Here is a 21,491-nt window from a genome sequence, read left to right as displayed (position 1 = left end):
CGGGTCGCGGATCCCCAGCAACTGCGCTCGCGAGTCCCGGAAAGTCCCCGCTTGTCATGCGCTGAGATCGGGTACCCCTGGGTCTTCGTGCCTGAACGCGAGAACCACTTTCACTTCAATAATCTGGAAGACTTGAAGTGAAAGTGATATGTTCGTCGCTGGAGGTTCAGTGATGAAGATGCATGAGATCCACATCGACGACGAGGTGTACAGCGCTCTTGTGGACCTTCGTGAGGGGTTCGAACAACCCAACGACGTTCTGCGCCGCTTGCTCTTGGATCGAATGCCCCGTCCTGGGTCGATGAAGTCCTATGCATTGGGGGCCGGTCGGTTGTCGCCGCTGATCGCGGCGGGCCTGATCGAAGTCGGTGACCGCCTCCGCCACGAACGGGTCAGGAAGGGGCAGGTGTTCACCGGTGTGGTCACCGAAGGCGGCGGGATCAGTACCGAACACGGGGTCTACGCGGCGCCGTCCCGGGCGCTCAAGGACCTGGTCGGCACCGAGATCGACGGTTGGCACTACTGGACGCACATCCCCTCTGGTAAGAGTCTGCGCGAACTGCGCGGAGAGCTGTGACGTAGTCGAACCGCATCGAAACGAGAGAACCGGCCGCCCCTCCCTGGTGCGGGAGTGGACGACCGGCCATGTGAGTCCATATTAGCAGGGGGTGAGTCATCAACGCGCAACCTCGCGTCACCAGCTACGACAAGCCGTACAAGACGCTGCGTGAGCAGGTCCAGCTCTTACGAGACCGCGGTATGGACACGGGTGACGAATCCGCTGCGTCGGCGCAATTGCTCGCGATCGGCTACTACCGCCTGAGCGGATACTGGTACATCTTCCGTGAGCACGCTGCGGAGTGCGAGGCGTCCTGTGGCTGCAGTTCCAGGCGCAGTGAACAGTTCTTTCCCGGGACCACACTCGATCAGGTCGTCGCACTCTACGAATTCGATCGAAAGCTACGGCTTCTCGTTCTGGACGGCATCGAGCGGGTCGAAGTCGCGCTCCGAATGCGGTTGGGATACTCACTCGGCGCGGTGGGAGCGTTCGCCCACCTGGACCCGGCTGCTCTCGAGCCATCGTTCACGCATCTCGATGAACGGCAGCCGGTTGCGAGCAGGGCGCATTGGCTGGCCAGCGAGCATGCGAAGTGGCTCCAGAACGTCAGGTACGAGGAGGACCGGTCGAAAGAAGACTTCGTCGTCCACTTCAAGACCAAATATGGTATGCCGCTGCCTATTTGGGTCATCACCGAGTTGATGACATTCGGCAACCTGGTGGTTCTGATGAACGGGTTGAAGCCACGGCAGAAAAACGCGATCGCCGAGATGTTCGGAGTGTTCGATGCCGAGTGTGATGGTGACGGTGCCGCGCTCGGCAGCTGGATCGCCGGCTTGAAGTACGTCCGAAACGTGTGTGCTCATCATGGCCGGTTGTGGAACAGGAACATCGTCGAACAGTTCGGTCGGTTGGAAGGTGTCCCCGAGCTCGCGCACGCGTCCGGCCAACATCCCAAGTCGCGCGTCTACTCTTCGTTGGCTGTGCTCGCCTTTCTCACCACCCAGCTCGATGCTGCCGCTACTTGGCGACATCGAGCAGTCGATCTGCTGACCGATGCTTTCGGAAAGCTGGGGCTACCGGATACATCCATGGGGTGTCCGGCAGGCTGGGCGAACGAGCTCATCTGGTCCCCGGGGTATGTCCCGCGCGCGGACCCCGTTCCCGAGGAACACCGCGACATCCTGCGGAAATTCGAGTGTTCGAGCACATCAGAAGTCGGGCATCTGATCGACCTCCGGACTGTTGCGGAGCGCCGGGCGAGCGCGGTTCGCTACCTACGTTCGCGGGATCAACTGCTCGGTCTCCTCGTCGGTCGGTCGTATCGGTATCCGTGCTTTCAGCTGGATGTGGTTCAGCGGTGCATACATCCCGTCGCGCAACGTATCAACCGAGCGTTGGCGGTCAGTCAGCATCCGTGGGACGCGGCTCGATGGTGGTCCACGGCCAACCGCGGCGTGGGCGGTGATGTGCCGATGATGATGCTGGAGGCGGAGCCGGAGCGGACTCGTCTACTCGATGCGGCCATCGTCGTCGCAGGGCATCCCGGTTCTCCGGTTCGGGTCGGTGATCTCCCGGAGTGATCCGTAGGTAGCGTCCGCACGCGAGGCGGACACACCCGGTAGGGTCCGCCTCGCAGGTGTGGCGTGCCGACGATCCTGCGAGGCTTTCCGTTGCCGCCGGAGCTGGTCAGCCGGTGACGGTGGTGACGGCGCGCTGCCGGTCGGCCTCGGCTACCTCGCCGAGGGTGAACCCGCGCGCGACGATGTGCTGGACGAGCGCCGGCTCCGGCGGCAGACCGTACTTTCGCAGGTAGTGCGGGACCGCGCCGGGCCAGACGAACACCCCGTCGGTCTGGAAATTCATCGGCACATCCCGCTCGGCGGGGGCGAAATCGTCGGCGCTGTAGCTGCGCGCGCTCAAGACCACCGGCGCGTGCTCGAGATAGGCCAGTACTCGATCACGGATCTGGGGGTCGACGGGCGGCCGGTTCACCACCGGTTTGCCTTCGGAATCACGCCCGTCGAAGGGCGCCGAAAGTCGGAGATCGCTCATAGTCGATCAACTTACGCGGCCACCGTGCGCGCCGGGTCTTCGTGCTAATGTGCCTGGTCAGAGCAGTAACCGGCGAGAAGGGGCGGGGATGAAACGCGCAGGTATGGCGTTGGTGACGGCCGGTGTGGTTGTCCTCGGAGTCGCGGGATGTGACTCTGGGGAGCCGTCGTCGCAGGGGGCTACGACGACGGCGAAGCCGGTGCTGTGGGATCCGTGTACGGAGATCTCGGATGCGGTGTTGACGGAGGCGGGGGTTGATCCGTCGACCGAGGAATCCGGGGTCGGTGGGCATGCGCAGTCGGGGTGGGAGATCTGCGCTTGGGACGCGCCCGAATACTCGCTCACGGTGTATACGACGAACAAGTCCGTCGAGGAATTCGAGCAGAAGCCGGGCAACGTCGACTTTCAGGATGTGACCATCGCGGGTCGCGCGGGTCGCCAGTTCAAGGTGCAGGGAGCATCGAAGGACCTCGGCTGCGATGTCGTCTTCCCCGCCGAGCAGGGCATCGTCCAGCTCGAGATCCTGAACTCGCCACTCGAGTCCGGCCTGGACGATCCGTGCGTGTACCTGGAGCGCGTCGGCGAAGTTCTCGTTCCGATACTTCCGAACTGACCAGGGGAGGGTTCATGAGTGATCGCACCGTCTACAGCTCGTTGCTCGACCAGGCCAAGGCCGGGGAGATCTACCTGAACGACGAAGCTGCGGCCTACCACATGTTCAAGGCCTGCGACGAACGCCTTTCGGACCTCCGCGAGATTCTCGGCATCACGCGGCGAGTGCAGAACGTCAGCGGCTTCGGCGATTTCCAGATGGGCAAGCAACTCGAATCGAAGTTCCTCGCACAGGCGACCGGCGAGGACAACTCGATCGACGCCGTCGTGCTGAAGGACATCGAAGCCGTGCAGCAGCTTCGCGAGGTCTTCTCCATCTCCTTCAAACGCGTAGCCGGCAAAGACATCGAAAACGCCAACGCCCTCGACTACGTCACCGAGCAGGTGAACTGAATGTCCTACCCGAACATGAGCGGCCTCGACCTCTTCGGCGGCCTGCGCAATTTCGTCATGTCCCCGTTCAGCGGCGACGACAGCGAACTCGGCTCCTCCGATATCGCCGACATCCAGGACCAGTACAACGACCAGCGCGACCGCACCCGCCAGCGCGCGGGCGACCTCGGTTTCGACGGCGACTACCGCCCGGCCGTGGTCACCAAGACCGACCCGTTCGAGGGCACCGTCGCCGAGCTGCGCGCCAAGGTCGACAAGATCGATATCACCGCTGTCAGCGATCTGATCAGCGCGTGGAACGAGATCTCCACCCGCAACAGCACCTCCCTCGACGAGTTCCGCAAGCAGATCGCGCGTGGCATGTCGCCAGACGTCTGGTCGGGTGCCGCGGCGACGGCGGCGGCGCAGACCGTGGCCGCCTACGACATCACCGGCAAGAAGGTCACCACCGCCGCCGCGCTCACCAGCAACAAGCTCGACGAACTGCGCACCGGTCTCGAGCCGACCAAGCGGCTGGTGCCGTTCGCCCCCGAGCACCGCAGCGGCGTGGACAACGCGCTGGGCCTGTTCCAGGGACGCGCGTGGCGCAATGACGATGTGGCACAGGAGAATGCACGGGTGGAAGCCGTGCGTGTGTTGCAGACCGTCTATGCCCCGGTCATCCATGAGTCCGACGAGAAGGTCCCGGTCATCCCGATCCCGAAGACCGTCGACCCCGGTGGCACTCCCGAGATCCCGGGCGGTTCCCCGAATCCCGGTACCGGCAACCCGAATTCGTCGAATCCGAATTCCGGCCAGCCGTCGACGCCGACCACCCCCGCGGCCTCCACTCCGTCCACGGACCCCGGCGACACCACCGACGATCCGTCCACCGACGACCCGTCGACCGACGATCCCACCACCCAGGATTCGACCACCCCCGACTCCACCACCCCGCAGTCCACCGTGCCCGCGGGCACCACCCCCGCCTCCACCCCGACCACTCCCGGCAGCGGCCTTCCCTCCGGAAGCCCCAGTGGCGCAGGCACTCCCGGCGGCGGGTCGCCCGGCGGCGGCACCCCGGGCGCGGGGACGCCCGGCGGCGCGGTCCCCGGTTCGCCGAACGCGGGCACTACGGGCGCGGCCACCAGGGCGGGTGCCGCGGGCTCCGGCGCCGCGGGCCGTTCCGGCATGCCCGGTGGGATGAGCCCCGGCGCGCGCGGCGGCGGCCAGGACGACGAGTCGAGCAAGGCGATCCCCGACTACCTCATCACTCAGGAACACGGTGACGAACTCACCGGTCTGGACAACCTGCCCAAGATGGTCCCGCCGGTCATCGGTGGAGACTAGTCGCGAATCCTGATGGAACAGAGTAGATCTCCCGTGCGCACCTGGCATCTCACCGCTCTCGACTTCCGCACCCTCTGGGAAGCGGCAGGCCGCGACGTCCTTCCGTATCCGCTGCACCATCGGCACACCGACGTCGAATCCCAGGCCGAGATCCTGCGCCTGCGCAGCAAGGCCGCCGAGAACCTGATGGCCGAGTTCGACAGCGACCTCGACCGCGCCATGGCCGCCCTGCTCGTTCCGCACGCCCGCGTGGAGGTGGCGGGCGCCACCCGCGGCGTCCGCACCATCCGCGCCCACGGTGGCACCCGGGACACCTACGCCGCCTTGGCGATTCAGGCCCCCGGCCCCGAAACCAACCCCGGCGACATCACCCTGCACCTGTTCCCCCCGAAGTCCCTGGCCGCCGCGGTGTTATCCACCCTCCCGCGCGTCCGCGCCGGTTCCGGCCGCGAAATCCGCGTCACCGCAGCCGAACTAGCCGCCCCCCGCCCCGACACCCGCGACCCCTGGGACCCTTCTCCCCGCGAACAACTCGAAACCTTCCTCACCAAACCCACCGACACCCTCACCCACATCGGCGTCTACGCCCACGCCAGCGCCGACAACCGGCACACCGACGCCCGCGACGACTTCCAGCTCCACGACCTCACCGGCGACGGCCGCTACGTCTTCTACGGCGACACCACCTTCATCGCCAAACCCACCACCACAACCCGCATCCACCAAACCCTCACCACCATCCTCTCCACCACCGCCGCCAAGGCCCGCACCGCCACCTACGGCGCCCTCTGATCAGCCGGCCAACGCCGCGAGTTGCCCGATATCGCCGCCCAATAGCCGCCGGGCCCGCACCAGATGGTCGGCGGCGGCGATGATTCGGTCGTAGTACGTCGTGGTGTCCGGAATCCCGTAGTGCTCGGCGAACCATCGTGCGACCTCGGTCCACGAGTAGAGGGCGTAGCCGTCACCACTCATCGATGCGGGGAAACCGCCGGGCCCACGCTCGCCATTCGCCAGCCGGCGGACCGCCTCGTAGGTCCGGCTGGTCCTGGCCGCGATCGTCTTCAACGTGACGAGGTCTTCGGTACGCACCCCCACCACCTCGAGCCCCGCGGCTTCTGCCTGCGCGACCGCACTGACAACGGCCGTAGCCAGCGAGTCGGCATCCCGGTGTACATGCAGCACCGGCACAGCGCGCGGCCCGAACTCCGGCGTCGAGTCATCCAGACCCGCCTCGAACAACGTATCCAGCTCGTCTTCGTTCGGCGTGCGGTCCAAGACCAGCGTGAACTCGTGCTGACTCATGGCGATTCCTTCCTTTGGTGTGGTCTCGCGCGAACCGTGGGACGCAATCCTGGCAAGCTCCCCGAACGGAGCACCCAGGGGTGCCGGTGTCGTAACCATCCCTGCCCGGCTCCCCGCTCACTGACCCCGATTCGCGACCTCGGCCAACACCGGTAGCCCCACGCCCGATGCGGCGTGTGGCGGGGTTGGACCCGGTCGAAGGTGTGCACTCCCGAACCGACCAGGTGCGTACGTGCGAGGCGTACGACGATGGTTCTCGCAGGAGGCTGGGTGTCAGGGCTGTCTGTCCCTCGGTCGGGCTCTCCGATAACGACCGGCAGAAGCGGCCACGCCTGGACACGACACAGTCAGCTCGTCGCGCAGGGCAGACCTCACCCCGAAGACGACGAAGGCCCGACGCCATGAGGCATCGAGCCGTTGCATGTAGGATTTCATCCCACGGTGCGAACAGCTTGTTCCTGTTTCGTACCCAGGCCGTTCGGTGAGTTGGCGCTCACCGGGCGGCCGTTCTTGCTTGTGTGACGCTACACACTGTGCCGTCACCGAGCAACTGGCTGGCATCCTGTCCTTCTCGCGCCGAGAGTTGTTCCACCCGAGGCACATCGATGACTTCGCCACGAAAATGCTTGCTGCACTGGATAACCGGTAGACTTGCCCGGCAAAACACCCTCGTTCGCGATCTGCTCGAAGGGGTCGAGTGAAACCGGAAGACGGCATATTCCCGCACGGCGACAGGGTTGTTCGCGGCGGTTGCACATGGCACCACACTCCTGACTCGGACGCGGGACTGGCGAGTCTCCGATCAGCTGACCCGTTCGCGTTCGGCAACCTTCGAGGTCAGATCGAGGAGTCCGAAAAGCGTGGTCTCGGGTCGAGCACCTACCGGGAGCCGGTGGACTACCGGTGTCCGCTGGAATTCGCTCCGAAAGACGAGCCGGACGCACCATGGCTCGGCGAGCTGAAAGCCGGCGGAAAGAAAGGTGTCCAGTGGCGCCTGTACTTCGGTGAACCGATCAACCACGCCGCACTCGTTGTGGGAGTTTCTCTGCGCGACAGCAAGTGGTCCAGGCTGACCGCAGCCCAGAACTCGAGCCGACAGCGCCAGCACATCAAACAGGCCATGCGGTTTCTGAAGTCCTATTTTCGCAGCCAGGGCTACCTCTGGGCAGCCTTTCCCGGGCGTTCCGAATAGGTCACAAAGTGAGGTGGGTCACTGTTTGTTGCGCTAAAGTGCAACACATGAGGCCGTGGCGAAAGCAGACCGAGCCGTTGGATCTGACCGGCGATGCCTACGTCAGAAACGCTATGGAACTGACCCAGGCGCGTCGGCGCCTATTCAACGATCTGATCGGCATCAGGGAGCAGCGCGGAATCTCGCAGGCGAAGGTAGCTGATGCGATCGGGATCAACCGCTCCGGGATAAGCCGGTTCGAGGCCGACATCGAGACGAGCAACCCGACATTCGACGTCGTCCTGCGCTACGCCCACGCGGTCGGCGCCGCGTTGACACTACGAGCCGAACCGATGGAAGCGCGCGAGCTCCACCGCTTGCCCGAGGGCGGCGAGGAATTCGTCTGGCGTGCCAGCATGCGTCCGGGAGCCCTCGCTCGCCGCGGCTTCATCCCCGATGATGCCCTCGCAGGCCCGCCGCCGGGCGCGTGGGTCGTCGATCAGGAAGCCGCCTCATCGTGAATGACGGTGGCCAGGCCGAATCGGTCGAGAGAACGGGCCCGGCGGACGTGCGATTCGGTATTCGGCTCGACCGCATCGAGACCTGGTCCGTGCGCGCGCAGCGGTGGGAAGAAGGTGAAGTCCCGGAATGGGCCGCCGAGGATGGTTCGATCACCATCAACGTGGGCGGCGAGGCCGACAGCCGCATCGTGGTCGCCATTACGCTACTCGCCAGAGATGACCAGCCGCGCGCGGTCGAAGCGCAGATCGCCGCTGTGTACGAGGTCGCGATCGTGCCACCCGGCGAGCCTGCCCCCACGACCGGCAACATAGCTGACACGGCCGCCTTCATGGATGGCCTCGACCGTCCCGGGATCAAGCGAATCGCCAACCAGGCGCTTCGAGACATCGCCCCGTATATGCGTGAAGTGGTGCAGAGCATGTCAGTACGGGTATGGCCGACGGAGCCCATCGCGTGGGCAAGCGGAATGCCGGTGCTGCCCCCGGATTTCACCTACGACAAAATCAATTAGTCGAACCGGCCGGAGCATCCCGACCGCTACGAAGAGTGGGTCGGCTTCTGCGAGGCGATCATGCGGTGAACTGAGCTTGTCACCAGTCGTGTCGGTGGGTTGTGACATCCTGTGCAGTTCTCGCACGCGCGAGACGCGTCGGCGACGACGCACCTTTTCCAGCAGGAGCACGAGATGATCGAGCAGTTCCCCGCCAAGCAGCCCAGCGCTCTGTCGGCCGCCCCGAGGAGGCGGGCCTTCTGGCCGCTGCTGATCGGCGCCCCGATCCTGGCTCTCGCCATGGCGGCGCCGGTGTGGAACAGCGGCGCGGCAGTGGCAGAGGTCGCCGCGACCCCCACGTTCGAATTCGCTTCCCCTGCCAGGGAACAGGTCACCTCCAGCCAGCGCAACGCCATCCAGTCCGCCAAGGACTACCTCGAGATCTCCGCCTTCTCCCGCAGCGGGCTGATCGAACAGCTCGAGTACGAGGGTTACTCCACCGAGGACGCCACCTTCGCGGTGGACAGCCTGAATACGGACTGGAACGAGCAGGCGGCACGCAGCGCCAAGGAGTACCTCGAGCTCACCTCGTTCTCCCGGACCGGACTGATCGAGCAGCTGGAATACGAGGGCTTCACGCGCGCACAGGCCGAGTACGGAGTCAATGCCGCCTACTGACAACCTCTTTCGGCGATAGCCGTGCACCGCCCACCGTCGGCCGAACCTCTTTCGCTCGACGGTGACGCGGTGTCACGGGTACGCCCGGCCCATTTCGGCACGGCAGCAATTCATTTCGCGAATTCGCAGGTCTTCTGCGAGTTGCGGCAAGGCAGCCCTGCCAGGTTGACTGCAACGATGCAGGACATGACCGACGAAGACTTCCGGATGCAATACAACGGCGACATGTGGACGCTGATGGACGAGTTCTGGCAGTCGTGGGGTCAGCTCGTCGAACCACCGATGGCGCCCACGTACCAATCGCGGATCTTTCCCGCCGAGCTGTGGCAGCACATGAACTTCCTGCACGAACCCGAACCGGCAAGCATCGACTTCCCGAGCCTGCGGGTGGTCCGCCGCGAGGACGGCGTGCTGGTGAGCAGCTGCGGCTTGTCCTGGCCCGCGCGATGGTCCGACGCGGAGCCGACCAACGGTTTCGAAGTCGAGGTCTACGCGGCATCGAGCACGGTGCCGTCGGACGCCGACGCGGCCGCGGTCGCCAGCGGCTGGCTGGGCAGGCTGGTAGCCCGAATCGCCGACCTGATCAGCCGCGACGGCTTCGCGTTCACCCGCGCGCTCGAAAGCTACGGCACGCTGTCCATCGGCATCGGCGAATTCGACCTGCCCGCCGAACTGGCCGAAACCTACCTCGACGAATCCGGTTACGCGACGGTCCTTCTCGGCATGGACATCGCCGACATATCCCGCACCATCACCGGCCCCCTGTCGGAAATCCGACTCGTCCACATCAAACTGCTGACCCCCGCGGAAACAGAATTCTGCGTATCCGGCACCACCGGAGTAACCGACGCCCGATCCGACCTGGCCCAGCGCTTCGCCTCAGCAGGCGACGCCCTCTGGACCAACCCCCGCCCATCGGTAGCCTGACCAGTCCCCGCCCCCATCACTTTCCCTCGCCGGAATCGCCCAGTTTGTAGCCCAGGTGCGCCTCCATCTCGGCAATCCACTCTGGAGAGGGCTGCCATTCTGGAGGTGGGTTATCGAGAATGTCTTGCCACCATTGCGGGATGTGGTCCGCGTCTCGAGGATACTTTTCCAGCTCGAGTTGATAATCTCGGCCTTCGGGTTGCCCGAGGGTCCATTCCATCTCGGATTTGTAGTCGAATCTTGTTGCTGCGCGTCCGTCATTCGCGATCCGGATCTCCGCCGTTAGCCAGGCCCCTGGACCCCGGCTGGACCATGACCTCCTTCAGCTCCAGCATCAAAGTGAATATCGAGGATGGAATCGGCGCAGGAATGTACTCTCCAGAGGAAGTAATTTGCATTCTCCCGTTTGATATGCTGCCAAGCTTACATACGGTAACGATGACGGGAAGGTGTGCGCGATAATCGGCGAATATTCTTTCGGATACTTCTTGGATGATCTCGACATCTCGTATAGGTGAATCCATTGTATACAGGTATGCCTCACTCGAAGTGGCGCGCCTGCGCAAGTCGCGCCCGCCGCCTCTCAAACGGCCGATTGCCGGTGTACATCCAGAATATTCGTGCGATTTAGCCAGAACACTTCGAAGAGCTTGTCAGCGCCTTCTTCCTTAACGAAATCGAGCTCGTAGCCGGTTACTGGAACCAGCGTAATAATCTGCAGTCTTGGTGCAGCATCGTTAGGGAAGAGGTTGAAAGTATCATCGAACTTCGGATTGACATGAGCAACCACTCCGACAATCTCGGTTCCGGTGATGATCGGCTTTTTGTTGCGGAACACCGTTCCGTATTCCATGCCGCGCTGGCTGCGGATTGCCATGGAAGCGATCGAGTCGACAAGGTACTGCGCGATATACGCTTGATCGGATCGCAGCGTGCAGAGGAACTCCTCCGGCAAAATCGACGTGATCTGCTGAAATCGCACACCGTTAGTTACGACTGTCGTTACGGGTGGCTCTTCGACCTCGTAAAAGGTCAAATCGTATCCGCGATTACCCGCTTCGGTCTGTGCAGACTCCACACGTCGCACAGGGCCGAGTCGCCGTTCGAGATGTTCGAGAAGGCCGGAAAAATGTTCTTCTGCCGACATGATGGCTATCCGTTTCCTATGACTTTGGCGCGCCGATCGAGTCGGAGTGCTGTGTGAATCGCGCCGATGACTATCCGACCGATGGTGCCTCGTCGCCGAAATCGCTGAGATCGAAACTTCTGGTGATAACTCGCGGGGGAGATTTACCGATCTTACGAAACATTCTGATTTGGCTCCGATATCGCTCCAGATTGGGTGCTAATCTTTCGAACCATGACGATGTCGAATCGTAGTAGGCGATAGCGCCTTCTCCTTCGACGATCGACCACACCGGTGGATCCGGACTGTGAAGATCAGACCCATCGATTACGTCATAGCTGTAGGCTTGGTGGTCGGAAATGACGAGCATTCCGGGTGTGTCCGACAAGCCATCGTGGGTGTATCGCACGCACGAAATTGCTCCTTGCTTGGAGCTCGGAGTCACCTCTTCGACTCCGAAATATGTTCCAGCAAACCAGATTCCATGTCGTTTACCGATGAGACTCAACACCTCGCGCACAGCTGACGGTATCCGTGTAACGCCTTGGGCCCGTGCCCACGCCTCGATCTCCGCGTCGTCTGCACCCGACACGGTATCGGGTTTCCAGCCCTGAGCGACGACGCTATGAAACGTCTTCCTGATCGATGTGACGGCATCAGCTTCATCCAGGTTCTTGTTCAATCCGAGTCGACCATCTTCGAACAGAGAGGGATCTTCATCAGCAGGGCGGCGAGGACCGCTCTGTCCGATTGCCATCGGCCACTGGACAGTTGCGTCCCCTCGGTGAACAAGATTCGCCGCCGTACGCGAGCCCGCTCTAAAGCTCCTACTGCCCTGCACTCAGGCCGTTTCGGAACCAGTCGGGCATGTGTTGTGGCGAGCGCGGATATCGCTGATTCTCAAGTGCGTAGTCCTCGGCCTTCGGCGCCGCAGTGAACCCTGGGTAATGGTCGCGGTTATACCTGATATTGTATCGTGCGGGGGGATCCAATATGTAATTGAACTCGAACCAAGTTCCTTGTTCTTCGGCATACATTCCTCTGCGAAGATCTTGAAAGCGATGCCACACGGTTGTAGGGAAGGCCCACGGCAGGGTTGATCCATTCGGCATTATGATGCCGGTCTCTGCGGCGGTATGCCGGCCGATGAACTTGCCTCTTGCGATCAGTCGGCTCCATCCACTGGGGAGTGTGGGTAGAATTTCGCGCGTTATTCCGTCCAGGATCTCCTGCTGCTCCATGATGTGCAGCGGTACTCGAATGGACATCGTTCCCCTCATTGAATAGTTTCCTGTGGATCCAGTGATTTTTGGATCAGTCCGGGACGGAATCACATGTTCTTTCCGTCCTGCGTCGGTGGTCCGTAGGTTGCCAGCTCGGTGCCGACTGCAGCGGCATCGAAATCATCGATGCCGAGGCCTCAACTGTTCGGGCTGTGGACAAATTTGCGCATCCAGTCCGGTACGAACTCGTCAGACCTCGGGTATACATCCAACTCCCGACGGATGTCGACACCTTCAACGCCTTCGAGCTCTTCCGCGCCGCGCAGGTATTTGATCGAATGCTGGCTCGGAAAGGTCTGATTGTATTCGACCTCCAGCCATGTTCCTCGTTGTGGATGTGCCATATGGTACTTGAGGTCCTCGAACAGATCGGAGACCTCGGCTGGCGTCTTCCATGGGATAGGTAGCGAAGCATTGATTGTGTGCACCCAACCATCACACCCACCGAAATCGTTGTCACCGATTTTAGTGTATCTCAACTCGAGTCGCTGCCAGCCGTATGGCGCGACGATGAGGAGTCGTGTGGCGATGAGTTCAAGGATGCGGCGTTCCACCTCGAATGGAGGGAGATCCCTGATTGCAATATCCAGAATGGTCTGGTCCGTGGTCACGCCGTATACTCCTTCAGCCACTTCGGCTGGAACTGTGGATCTCGTGGAAAATCTTCCAGATCCCGCTGCCACTCGGTCGGGTCGATTTCGTAACTGAAGTTCGGATTGTAATCAAAATCGTACACCACGGTACGAGTCATATCAGGCTCGAGATAGTACCTGGCCAAGAACCATGTACCCTCTCCTGGTGAATATAGGGCCCTGCGCAGCTCTTGAAGTGGAATTTCTATCTCTGACGGAACCGAATCGATCTGCCTTATTTCATGATTCCATACGCCGAATAAATTGACTTCGCTTGCCTTTCCGGCTGCCAGGTAGACCAACTCAAGTCTGAACCAGTCTGTGGGTCGCGCAATGTTCTCCATTATCTTGCATACATCGTGTGACAAACGCTCGGCGAGCTCTTCGTCAAATTCAAGGGACATTGGGATAGCTCCTTGTTTCCAGCAGGTCGATCGAGTCGGAATGCCGTCTCACAATATATCGCATGTGTAGCCTGTCGGGTGTCATCAGGTTCGGCGTCGTGCGCTCCGCGAAAACGTCAACTCGTTGAACGGTAGCATCTCCTGATCTTCCGATATCTGCCAAAGCCTCTTCCGTTGCCCGCCATGTATCGTCTCTCGAGTGGCCGGGGCCATCGCGGCGCATGTTTTGAAGTTGCCACTGCGGTACATGATTGATCCTTTCGCCTGGACCGCCTGCTTCGTACGGCACCAAGTGACCTCCGTTGAATTTATAGTCCTCTCCCAGGCTACGGTCGTACTCTCCGGCAAGATATGTAATCGGGGCTCGGCGGGTCATACCGCCAGATGCAACCTGACCCATATCCGACTGAACGTTCGATCCAGTTGTTCCCCGGCGTCCGGGGAAGTGTTTAGAGGAAGTGCCTCGGGGCGCATAGTCTGGAATGAATGAAGCCGCAACGGTATCGCCATGCTCGTCCGTTCGGTATAGTTGCTGCGGAACGCGTGGATCTATCTGATGCTGGCTGAGGTAGCGTGGGCCCACGGCGAAAGTGGCATTGGGAATGGGAACTGATAGCCCTGCATCCCATGTGGGTCCGTTGCCCAATTCTGGGTTGAAGCCACGAGCTTGATTGCCAGACCATGTGTGTACATGGCTGAAGTTCCCGTTCTCATCTGTATAGAACGAACCGTGCCATTCGCCATTTGTATCGTAGACGTCGTAGCGCGTAAATGGGTCACGCGGCCCCGTCAGTGAAAATGGCTGCGCATTCGCATCGTAGTCTGTAATCGGATCAGCGGTGCGGTAATTTCCGTCGTTGTCACCAGATGGGTTCCAATCCACCGCAGGATCGGTCGGGCCTGTTCGGAATTGATCGAATTGCTGTGCGGGTGATCGATCATTTCTCGAATCCGGTGGATTGTCTGGATTATATCGTGCCTCTGGTTCGGGACCGGAAGGGCGGGGAGTCGTCGGTTCTTGTCCGGTGTATGTATGTGTGTAGTTTCCTGCAGGGTCCCGAAGCTGATATGTGACGCCGGGGGCGGGTTGGGAGATATTTGGGTTATTGCCGACTGCAGTAACTGTCCGGTCGTGTCCTCTATTCGGGAATTCAATATCCGCGTGGGTGATGTTCCTATCGGCGTCGGTATAGAAGGTGCCGACGTTTCGGCCGTCAGTGTCCGTGATGACCATTCGCGAATTTGGTTGAAGCTGATCTGTTCCACTGAGATCTGCTACACGTGTTCCCGGCTGTACCTGCATAGGAACCTCGGACAATTCGCTGCCGTCGTCATTGGTCGGCGGGTTCCATTCAACGCTTCTCTGTGGCGTCGGGTCTCGATCGGGTGAGTCAGTACGTGGCGGGACGATACGCGCTCGGTCGACTGAGTTTGTTGTGTCGATGCTCCTCAGCGGGGAGACATTCGGCGGGGTCGACGTATGCCCCTCGGGATTGACGACGCCGTTCGGTCGGTGTGTCTGCCATTGGCCGTCCGGCGGCACTCGTGGCGACCTGGTTCCATCCGGGTTCGTGACTGCGCTCGCACTGAAGACATTTCCATCGAGATCGGTCCATGCGCGCTGCGTCGGGGCCAGGACTTCTACGCCGAGGTGTTGGGCTAGGCGGTTGGCGAAGTTGTTGGAGGAGGCGTCGCAGCCGATTAGGCGGATGGGGGTGGTGCCGTCCCAGGTCGAGCGGCGGAGGAGGTCGCCGTATTGCTCGGGGGTGAGGGTTTGGCCGCCTACTACGGCGTGGCCGTCGGGGGTGATGTGGGTGTCGGCGGTGAAGCGCGCGGGGTCGGCGGGGACTCGGTGGGGGAGGTCGCCCATGGTGGGGTCGCTGCGGTGGTGGGAGATGCCGGCGGGGGTTTGTTCGGCGTGGTTGTTGTGGATGGTGTCGAGGTCGATGGGTGGGGTGTCGGTTGTGGGGGTGGTGTCGACGGTCGGGTTCGTGTTGACGGTGGGGGTGGTGTCGACAGATTGGGTGGTGTTGGGCGTAGGGGTGGTGTTGGGCGTGGGGGTGGTGACGGGGGGAGTGGTGTGTTGGTTGGCCCAGGAGGGGGTGGTGGCTCGGGCCAGGTCGGCTCGGGAGATGTCGGAGCCGAGTTGGCGGATGTCGTCGGGGGTGAGGGTGGGGGTGGTGCTCGGGGGGAGGCCGATGGTGGTGCGGACGGTGTTGGCGAGGTCGGTGAGGGAGGGGTTGGTGTCGGCGTCGATGGTGAGGTCGGCGGTGGTGGGGTTGGTGGTGGGGACCACGTCGACCATGAGCCAGTCGCCGAGGGGGAATTGGGTGCCCTGGTTGAAGGCGAGGTCTGTGGCCAGTTGGGTGCGGTCGGTGACCGAGTCGATGGTGGTGGGAGGTGTTGTGGGGGAAGTGGTTACGGCTGCGGTTACGCGGATTACGCGGACCGGTTGGCCGAAGGTGTTGGGGTAGCTGGCGCTGCGGTAGGGGCGGCCGGTGGTGGGAGTTACCTGGAGGGCCTGGTCGTTGGCGGGGGTTACCGGGCGGAGGGATTCGCGGGCCTGGCGGGCTCGGGAGGCGTTTTCCAGGTCTTGGGGGGTGAGGGTGGGGTCCGCGGGGTGGGTGGTCGTCGCGGGGTTGGTGTCAGTGGGGGTCGACTCGGTGGTGGGGGTGGAGCCCGTGGACGGGGTGTCGTCCGTGGTGGGAGTCGTGTCTGTGGGCGGAGTCGTGTCCGTGGTGGGGGACGACTCGGTGGACGGAGTTGTGTCCGTGGTGAGGGACGGCTCTGTCGGCGGTGTCTGATCTGTGGTTGGGGTGGGCTCGGTGGTCGGTGCCGGGTTGGTCTGCGGGGTGGAGGCGGTCGTCGGGTTGGGTGAGGGGTTTTGTGGGCGGGGCGGAGCGGACGGGCGGGTGGTGCGGGGGCCGGTGGGTGGGGTGGTCGGCGGGACTGTGCCGTTGGTGGGGGTGGTTGGACGACTGGGTGGCTGGGGAGTAGTCGTCGGTGGGCGGCTCGGTGTGGACGGCTGGGGATTGGTTGTCGATGGGCCGAGCGGCATGGAGCTCATCGGCGGGGCCGATGTTGTGGGGGAGCTGGGGGTGGAAGGGGTTGGGGGCGTGGGGGTTCCGGCGGGTTGAGTCGTCGTCGGGGCCGTGGGGGCCATTGTTGCGGCGGCGGTGGTGGTGTCGGCCGACTGTGGGGTGCGGTTCGGGTCGGTCTGTGTGTTCGGGGTGACCGATGGGGACGACGGGGTGCCGGGGCTGGTGGGTTGGGTGGTGGTGCCGGGGGCGGTGGGTGCCGTCGTGGGGGAGGTGCCGGGGTTGGTCGATGTGGTGTCGGTGGGGGTCGACGGTTGTGGGGTCGTCGGGGTGACCGGCTGCGTCTGGGCTGGGGTGTCTGTCGACGGGAGGTCCAGGGAGGACGGGGTCTGGGGTGACGACGGGGTGTTGGGGGTGGTCGGCGGTTGGGAGGGGTTCTGGGAACCGGTGTCGCCGGGGGTGGGTGTGGTGTCGCCCGGTGTGGAGGGGTTGCTGTTGGTGGGTGTGGAGGGATTGGGGGTGGTGTCGGCCGGGGAGGGAGTGGTGGTGTCGCTCGGGGTCGACGGGGTGGTAGCGGGTGTGGATGGATTGGTGTCGCCGGGTGTGGACGGGGTCGAGTCGGTCGGTGCGCCGTTCGAGGGCGGGTTGCCGTTGCTCGGGGTGTCGGCCGGTGTTCCGCTGTCGGGGGTGCTGGGGTTGGTGTTGCTCGGGGTCGTCGGGCTCGGTGAGTTGTCGCTCGGCGTGCTCGGGTTCGATGAGTTGTCGCTCGGTGAGCTCGGGTTCGGTGAGCTGTCGCTGGGTGAGCTCGGGCTGGGTGAGTTGTCGCTCGGTGAACTGGGGTTCGGTGAGCTGTCGCCGGGTGAGCTCGGGCTGGGTGAGTTGTCGCTGGGTGTGCTCGGGCTGGGTGACCCGGACGGAGAGTCGGTCCCCGGCGTGCTGGGTGATGGCGAGGTGTCGCCGGGTGAGCTCGGTGATGGTGAGGAGTCGCCGGGTGAGCTCGGGGACGGTGTTCCGGGCGAACTCGGTGAATCACCGCCGGGCGTAGACGGATTGGTGCTCGCCGGCTGAGTTCCGCCGTCGCCGTTGGGGGTCGACGGCGAATTCGGGGTCGAGGCGGGGGAGGTCGAGGGGGAATCGGTGTTGGGCTGGCTGGGGGAGGGGGTGGTGCCCGCGGGGGTGGTGCCGGGGACCTCGCCCAGGTCGGGGACGTCGGGGGCGGTGGTGTCGCCGCCGTTGTGGAGGCTGGATTCGATGCCGCTCTGGAGGCCGCCGGCGCCCGCGCTGGTGAAGGTGTCGACGCCGATGTCGAGTTTGAATTCCTGGCCGGTGAGGGCGGAGTTGAGGCCCGCGGTGGCCACCTGGGCGGACAGGTCGGCGCCGAGTTCGGTGGCGGCGCCGGTGAGGGACTTGGCGGCCATTTTGCCGAGGCCGTTGGAGATGTTGTCGCCGACGCCGCCGAGCTTGTCGCCCAGGCCGCCGCCGACGGCACCGCCGACCGCGCCGCCGAAGGTGGCAAGGCCGAGGTCGGCCCAGCCGAACTTGTCCATCGAGCGGTCGCCCTTGGCGACCTGGATGGTGCGGGCGAGGGCGTCGATGCCGCCCTCTTCCAGCGCCTCGAACGCGGCGCCCTTGAGGGCCGCGCGCGCGGCGGCTTTGGCGAGGCCGCGCGCGATCATCCGGGTGATCAGCTGTTTCATCGCGATGCGCACCGCGACCTGGGCGGCCACACGGGCGGCTACACCGGCGGCGGCGCCGATGCCGGTCCACGCGGTGGCGATGGCGGCGGCGATCTCGACGGCGGCCACGATCATCGTGCCGATGATCACGAGCTTGGTGTGCTCGATGTCGTTGGCGCCGTCTTCGAGGATCTCGGCCTGTTTCTCGCACCATTTGCGGATGGCGGTGAAGGCGGCCTCGTCGCCGGCGAGCAGTTTGTCGCGGTAGGCGGCGATCGCGTCGTGGGCCTCGCCCTCCGACAGCGCGGTCAGGGTGGCGGTCAGGGCCGCGGCGGCGGTGTCGTCGACGGTGTCGAGGGTTTTGGCGGTGGTGGTCCAGGCGTCGGCGAGGCGGCGCATGGCGGTCTCGTCACCGTCGGGCCAATCACCGGCGCCCAGAATGTATTTCGCGACCCACTGCAGTGAATCGGGGATCTCGATGCCCACGGGCTAGGTTCCCGTCGACTGCTTCAGTGCGGCCGCCCGCGTGGTGTCCTGCTCGACGAGCTTGTCGGCCAGGGTGACCATGTTCGTGCCGAGCTGGGTCATCGTGGTGGCGAGATTGGCGACGGCCTTCTTGCCCTGATCGACTCCGGGCGTGTAGTTCTGGGCGAAGGCGGTGCCGGTCTCGTCGGCGCCCCAGCATTCGCCTTCGGCGTCCAGGGCGGCGGTGAGCGCCTGAAGTGCGGAAGTCAGTGTGGTGGCGGCGGATTCGTAGGTGCCCTTGGTGTTGCGCAGGGCATCGGGGTCGACGTCGATCGAACTCACCGCAGGTACCCCCGGTTCTGGAAGTACTCGTCCTCGTCATCGATGGGTGGTGGTGGTGTCGTCTCCGGAGGCGTGAGGAACTGCGCCATCAGGTCTTTCGTGCTGGGGGCGCCGGGGATCAGGTCGGGCACGTCCGGCAGCGAGTCGGCCAGTTCGGTGAGTGGGGCCAGTGCCTCCTGCTGGGCGCGGGTGGTCATCTGGGCGGCGGCCTGGATCGTTGCGGTGATCGACGCGCCCAGTTTCTCCGGTGTCGAACGGCGGAAGGCCTCCGGCTCCACGTGCACCTCGATGACGCCGGCGACGTTGGCGGTGACGCGCACCAGGTTGTCGTCGGACCACACCGTCACCGGTTCGGCCGCTCGGTTCTGCGCCGAGAGCAGAGCGGCCGAATCCCGTTGATACGCGTCGAGCATCTGATCGATCTGCGAACGCAGGGCCGCGTTGGTGTCACGCGTGATCTCGGGCAGATCGTCGGTCATCGTGAATCCCACTCTCGGCAACAGGGTGTCGAGATATTGGACGTGTGGGCGTGGCCGGGAGATCCCTAATGTGTGCTATGTCTCATTTCGGGAGGGTTCGCTACGAAATCAATTGGCGCCCAGCTGCGCATCGATGCCGGTGGTTCTGGCCCATTCGTCGAAGGTGAGGGTCGCCTCGAAGCCGGGGCCGGTGAGGGTGGCGCGGCGGTGGTCGGGGGACCACGTGATGGTGAGGCCGCGGTGGTTGGCGTAGGAGTGCACGGCGCGGCGGTGATCGGCGAGGGGGAATTCGGTGAGCGCCTGCTGGAGAACGCGCATGACGCGCGGGGATTCGGGCGCGGGGAGCTGGAACAGGGGGTGTTCGATGAGGAACGCGGCGCGGGTGCCGCCGCCGACGGGGCCGCTGTAGGCGGTCCAGACGCCGGAGATGGCCTTGGCGGCGTCCATGAAGACGTTCACCACGGCCTCGGGGCGATCGGTGGGGTGCGGGAGCGTGGCGAACGGGACCTCCACGTCGGCGAGTGCGCTGATGCCGTAGCGGTTTCCGGCCTCGCGCACCGACTGGGCCAGGCCGGTGACCGTCTCCGGATACCCGGCCGGATTCCCCCACGACCACAGCCACGACTGCGGGCCGGGCGCCGCCGAGCCGAGCAGATGCATGCGCTCGCACTCGATCGGCTGATCACCCGTCAGCGTGAACCGACCCGCGCGCAGGTCGACACTCCACCCCCGGTCCCCGACGACGTCCGCGAGATGCAGCTGATGCTCGAACGAGTACAGCGCGGCATCGTCCAGCAGATTCGACAGTGTCAATTCGGACATATCGACGAGCCTACCGAGGCGGAACGTGACTACCACGCCGACGATCCGGGCGGGGTGCGCGTATCGGCCGGACGATCGATCAGATGGCCAGGACCGTCTTCCCGCGGGCGTTGCCGGCGCCGAGGATGGTGGGGGCGGCTTCGAGGGGGACGGTGGTCTGGATGGGGACGACGACGTCGCCCGCGGCTACGCGGGAGAGCAGGCGGGTGAGTTCGGGGGCGCGGCCCTTGGATTCGAAGTTGCCGCCGGTGATGTCGCGGGCGCGCAGGGCGGCTTCGTCGGCGGCCCAGGTGGTGGAGTAGGCGTGGCCGCCGCGGCGCACGAGCGTGGCGTGGCGGGCGAAATCGGCGGCGGGGCTGATCAGGTCGAACAGGACGTCGATGCCGTCGGGGTGGGTGAAGTGGACGGCGTCGGTGACGCTGGAGTCGCGGTAGGCGGCCGGGTCGGGGTCGACGAGGTTCGGGTCGGCGGGGCGCGGCTGGGTGTAGTCGATGGTTTCGGCGGCGCCGAGCCGGGCGACCTGGTCGGCGGCGTCGCCGCGCGCCGTGGCGATGACGTGGGCGCCTGCGATATTGGCCAGTTGCACCAGGAAGGAGCCGACCCCGCCGGTCGCGCCGACGATGAGCACCGTCTGGTCGGGCTGGATGTGGGCGGCGTCGACGAGATCCTGCGCGGTGACACCGGCGATCGGCAGCGCGGCCGCGGCGGTCGAGGTGACGCCTTCGGGGATCGGCACGAGGGTGGCGTCCTCGGGGACCACCGAGAACTGCGCCCAGCTGCCGTGTCCGGCGGGCGCGGTGAGGAACTTGCCGACGACCTTGTCGCCGACGGCGAACTTGGTGACCCCGCTGCCCACCGCCGAGACCGTTCCGGCCCCGTCGACGCCGAGGATCATCGGGAAATCGGTCGGCATCTTGCCCTCGAGCAGGCCGTCGGCCATCTTCAGGTCGAACGGGTTGACCCCCGCCGAATCCAGGGCCACCTGCACCTCGCCGGGACCGGGCTCGGGCACCGGCACATCCGCCAGCTCCGGGGTGCCGCCGAACTTCTGAACCACGATCGCGCGCATGTCGACGAACTCCTCGCATCGATGAGAGCCGGGCATCCGCAATCCTAGGCGGAACCCCTTCCGACATGCGGTGATTGACCGGCTTCGGTGGTGTCGCGGCGTACCGTCGAGACC

General features: G+C 64.2%; 26 protein-coding genes. 13 read left to right on the top strand and 13 right to left on the bottom strand.

The features are described 5' to 3' along the window. Positions 1 to 172 precede the first annotated feature (172 nt). A complete protein-coding gene (locus ACFC06_RS16345) occupies positions 173 to 577 on the top strand; it encodes a hypothetical protein (RefSeq protein ID WP_375931284.1) in 405 nt (134 codons plus the stop codon). Positions 578 to 759: 182 nt separating this feature from the next. Beyond that, positions 760 to 2,142 (top strand): Abi family protein, encoded by a 1,383-nt coding sequence (locus ACFC06_RS16340; RefSeq protein WP_375931281.1) that lies wholly within the window; start codon positions 760 to 762, stop codon positions 2,140 to 2,142. Between the two features lie 106 nt (positions 2,143 to 2,248). On the opposite strand, the gene ACFC06_RS16335 is transcribed toward ACFC06_RS16340, so the two are convergent. Beyond that, entirely contained in the window at positions 2,249 to 2,614 is a 366-nt protein-coding gene (locus ACFC06_RS16335; protein WP_375931278.1) for a hypothetical protein, read from the bottom strand. Positions 2,615 to 2,702: 88 nt separating this feature from the next. Between ACFC06_RS16335 and ACFC06_RS16330 the strand changes: the two genes are divergently transcribed. From ACFC06_RS16330 to ACFC06_RS16315, 4 genes are read left to right on the top strand one after another with little or no spacing between them, the layout of a single operon-like run. Continuing rightward, positions 2,703 to 3,227 (top strand): DUF3558 domain-containing protein, encoded by a 525-nt coding sequence (locus ACFC06_RS16330; RefSeq protein WP_375931275.1) that lies wholly within the window; start codon positions 2,703 to 2,705, stop codon positions 3,225 to 3,227. Between the two features lie 14 nt (positions 3,228 to 3,241). Continuing rightward, the gene (locus ACFC06_RS16325) at positions 3,242 to 3,619 is read left to right on the top strand and encodes a hypothetical protein (RefSeq protein ID WP_375931272.1); all 378 of its coding nucleotides are present in this window, start codon (positions 3,242 to 3,244) and stop codon (positions 3,617 to 3,619) included. Further along, the gene (locus ACFC06_RS16320) at positions 3,620 to 4,948 is read left to right on the top strand and encodes a hypothetical protein (RefSeq protein ID WP_375931269.1); all 1,329 of its coding nucleotides are present in this window, start codon (positions 3,620 to 3,622) and stop codon (positions 4,946 to 4,948) included. Between the two features lie 33 nt (positions 4,949 to 4,981). Continuing rightward, positions 4,982 to 5,740, top strand: a complete 759-nt coding sequence (locus ACFC06_RS16315) for an ESX secretion-associated protein EspG (protein ID WP_375931266.1) — start codon at positions 4,982 to 4,984, stop codon at positions 5,738 to 5,740. On the opposite strand, the gene ACFC06_RS16310 is transcribed toward ACFC06_RS16315, so the two are convergent. Next, a complete protein-coding gene (locus ACFC06_RS16310) occupies positions 5,741 to 6,253 on the bottom strand; it encodes a hypothetical protein (protein WP_375931263.1) in 513 nt (170 codons plus the stop codon). Between the two features lie 697 nt (positions 6,254 to 6,950). On the opposite strand from ACFC06_RS16310, the gene ACFC06_RS16305 reads away from it, so the two are divergent. From ACFC06_RS16305 to ACFC06_RS16285, 5 genes are all read left to right on the top strand, one after another. Further along, on the top strand, positions 6,951 to 7,445 hold the full coding sequence (locus ACFC06_RS16305; RefSeq protein WP_375931260.1) for a hypothetical protein: 495 nt from the start codon (positions 6,951 to 6,953) through the stop codon (positions 7,443 to 7,445). A 47-nt stretch (positions 7,446 to 7,492) separates the two neighbouring features. Then, positions 7,493 to 7,945, top strand: a complete 453-nt coding sequence (locus ACFC06_RS16300) for a helix-turn-helix domain-containing protein (protein ID WP_375931257.1) — start codon at positions 7,493 to 7,495, stop codon at positions 7,943 to 7,945. Next, positions 7,942 to 8,457 carry a hypothetical protein gene (locus ACFC06_RS16295; protein WP_375931254.1) on the top strand — a complete coding sequence of 172 codons (516 nt, stop codon included), beginning with the start codon at positions 7,942 to 7,944 and terminating at the stop codon, positions 8,455 to 8,457. Before ACFC06_RS16300 ends, ACFC06_RS16295 begins: the two co-directional genes overlap by 4 nt. Before the next feature lie 174 nt (positions 8,458 to 8,631). Continuing rightward, a complete protein-coding gene (locus ACFC06_RS16290; protein ID WP_375931251.1) occupies positions 8,632 to 9,114 on the top strand; it encodes an Ltp family lipoprotein in 483 nt (160 codons plus the stop codon). A 186-nt stretch (positions 9,115 to 9,300) separates the two neighbouring features. Further along, positions 9,301 to 10,041, top strand: a complete 741-nt coding sequence (locus ACFC06_RS16285) for a hypothetical protein (RefSeq protein WP_375931248.1) — start codon at positions 9,301 to 9,303, stop codon at positions 10,039 to 10,041. Between the two features lie 16 nt (positions 10,042 to 10,057). Here the strand turns inward: ACFC06_RS16285 and ACFC06_RS16280 are convergent, their stop codons facing one another. The 7 genes from ACFC06_RS16280 to ACFC06_RS16250 all read right to left on the bottom strand — a co-directional run bounded on the left by ACFC06_RS16280 (position 10,058) and on the right by ACFC06_RS16250 (position 15,791). Next, positions 10,058 to 10,261 carry a hypothetical protein gene (locus tag ACFC06_RS16280; RefSeq protein ID WP_375931245.1) on the bottom strand — a complete coding sequence of 68 codons (204 nt, stop codon included), beginning with the start codon at positions 10,259 to 10,261 and terminating at the stop codon, positions 10,058 to 10,060. Between the two features lie 363 nt (positions 10,262 to 10,624). After that, the gene (locus tag ACFC06_RS16275) at positions 10,625 to 11,188 is read right to left on the bottom strand and encodes a suppressor of fused domain protein (protein ID WP_375931242.1); all 564 of its coding nucleotides are present in this window, start codon (positions 11,186 to 11,188) and stop codon (positions 10,625 to 10,627) included. A 70-nt stretch (positions 11,189 to 11,258) separates the two neighbouring features. Further along, on the bottom strand, positions 11,259 to 11,924 hold the full coding sequence (locus ACFC06_RS16270) for a hypothetical protein (protein WP_375931239.1): 666 nt from the start codon (positions 11,922 to 11,924) through the stop codon (positions 11,259 to 11,261). A gap of 70 nt (positions 11,925 to 11,994) precedes the next feature. Beyond that, the gene (locus ACFC06_RS16265; RefSeq protein ID WP_375931236.1) at positions 11,995 to 12,435 is read right to left on the bottom strand and encodes a hypothetical protein; all 441 of its coding nucleotides are present in this window, start codon (positions 12,433 to 12,435) and stop codon (positions 11,995 to 11,997) included. A gap of 152 nt (positions 12,436 to 12,587) precedes the next feature. Next, positions 12,588 to 13,061 carry a hypothetical protein gene (locus ACFC06_RS16260; RefSeq protein WP_375931233.1) on the bottom strand — a complete coding sequence of 158 codons (474 nt, stop codon included), beginning with the start codon at positions 13,059 to 13,061 and terminating at the stop codon, positions 12,588 to 12,590. Continuing rightward, positions 13,058 to 13,486 carry a hypothetical protein gene (locus ACFC06_RS16255; RefSeq protein ID WP_375931230.1) on the bottom strand — a complete coding sequence of 143 codons (429 nt, stop codon included), beginning with the start codon at positions 13,484 to 13,486 and terminating at the stop codon, positions 13,058 to 13,060. Before ACFC06_RS16255 ends, ACFC06_RS16260 begins: the two co-directional genes overlap by 4 nt. Further along, positions 13,476 to 15,791 (bottom strand): hypothetical protein, encoded by a 2,316-nt coding sequence (locus tag ACFC06_RS16250; protein ID WP_375931227.1) that lies wholly within the window; start codon positions 15,789 to 15,791, stop codon positions 13,476 to 13,478. The genes ACFC06_RS16255 and ACFC06_RS16250 overlap by 11 nt, the downstream gene beginning before the upstream one ends. 847 nt (positions 15,792 to 16,638) lie before the next feature. Here ACFC06_RS16250 and ACFC06_RS16245 point away from each other — a divergent pair. Together ACFC06_RS16245 and ACFC06_RS16240 are read left to right on the top strand one after the other, a co-directional pair. After that, complete coding sequence (locus ACFC06_RS16245; protein WP_375931224.1) at positions 16,639 to 17,592, top strand: hypothetical protein; 954 nt, start codon at positions 16,639 to 16,641, stop codon at positions 17,590 to 17,592. A 167-nt stretch (positions 17,593 to 17,759) separates the two neighbouring features. Beyond that, complete coding sequence (locus ACFC06_RS16240) at positions 17,760 to 18,665, top strand: hypothetical protein (protein WP_375931221.1); 906 nt, start codon at positions 17,760 to 17,762, stop codon at positions 18,663 to 18,665. Between the two features lie 24 nt (positions 18,666 to 18,689). Here the strand turns inward: ACFC06_RS16240 and ACFC06_RS16235 are convergent, their stop codons facing one another. The 4 genes from ACFC06_RS16235 to ACFC06_RS16220 all read right to left on the bottom strand — a co-directional run bounded on the left by ACFC06_RS16235 (position 18,690) and on the right by ACFC06_RS16220 (position 21,413). Beyond that, positions 18,690 to 19,007, bottom strand: a complete 318-nt coding sequence (locus ACFC06_RS16235; protein ID WP_375931218.1) for a WXG100 family type VII secretion target — start codon at positions 19,005 to 19,007, stop codon at positions 18,690 to 18,692. Next, positions 19,004 to 19,486: a YbaB/EbfC family nucleoid-associated protein gene (locus ACFC06_RS16230; protein WP_375931215.1), complete on the bottom strand. Its 483-nt coding sequence runs from the start codon at positions 19,484 to 19,486 to the stop codon at positions 19,004 to 19,006. Before ACFC06_RS16230 ends, ACFC06_RS16235 begins: the two co-directional genes overlap by 4 nt. A 108-nt stretch (positions 19,487 to 19,594) precedes the next feature. Next, positions 19,595 to 20,308, bottom strand: a complete 714-nt coding sequence (locus ACFC06_RS16225; protein ID WP_375931212.1) for a DUF6882 domain-containing protein — start codon at positions 20,306 to 20,308, stop codon at positions 19,595 to 19,597. 79 nt (positions 20,309 to 20,387) lie between these two features. After that, entirely contained in the window at positions 20,388 to 21,413 is a 1,026-nt protein-coding gene (locus ACFC06_RS16220) for an NADP-dependent oxidoreductase (RefSeq protein WP_375931209.1), read from the bottom strand. Positions 21,414 to 21,491: the final 78 nt, after the last annotated feature.

It is taken from the genome of Nocardia sp. NPDC056064 (assembly GCF_042266925.1).
Taxonomy (GTDB): domain Bacteria; phylum Actinomycetota; class Actinomycetes; order Mycobacteriales; family Mycobacteriaceae; genus Nocardia.
Note: the sequence above shows the minus strand (reverse complement) of the source record. Positions and strands in the feature narration are given on the sequence as shown.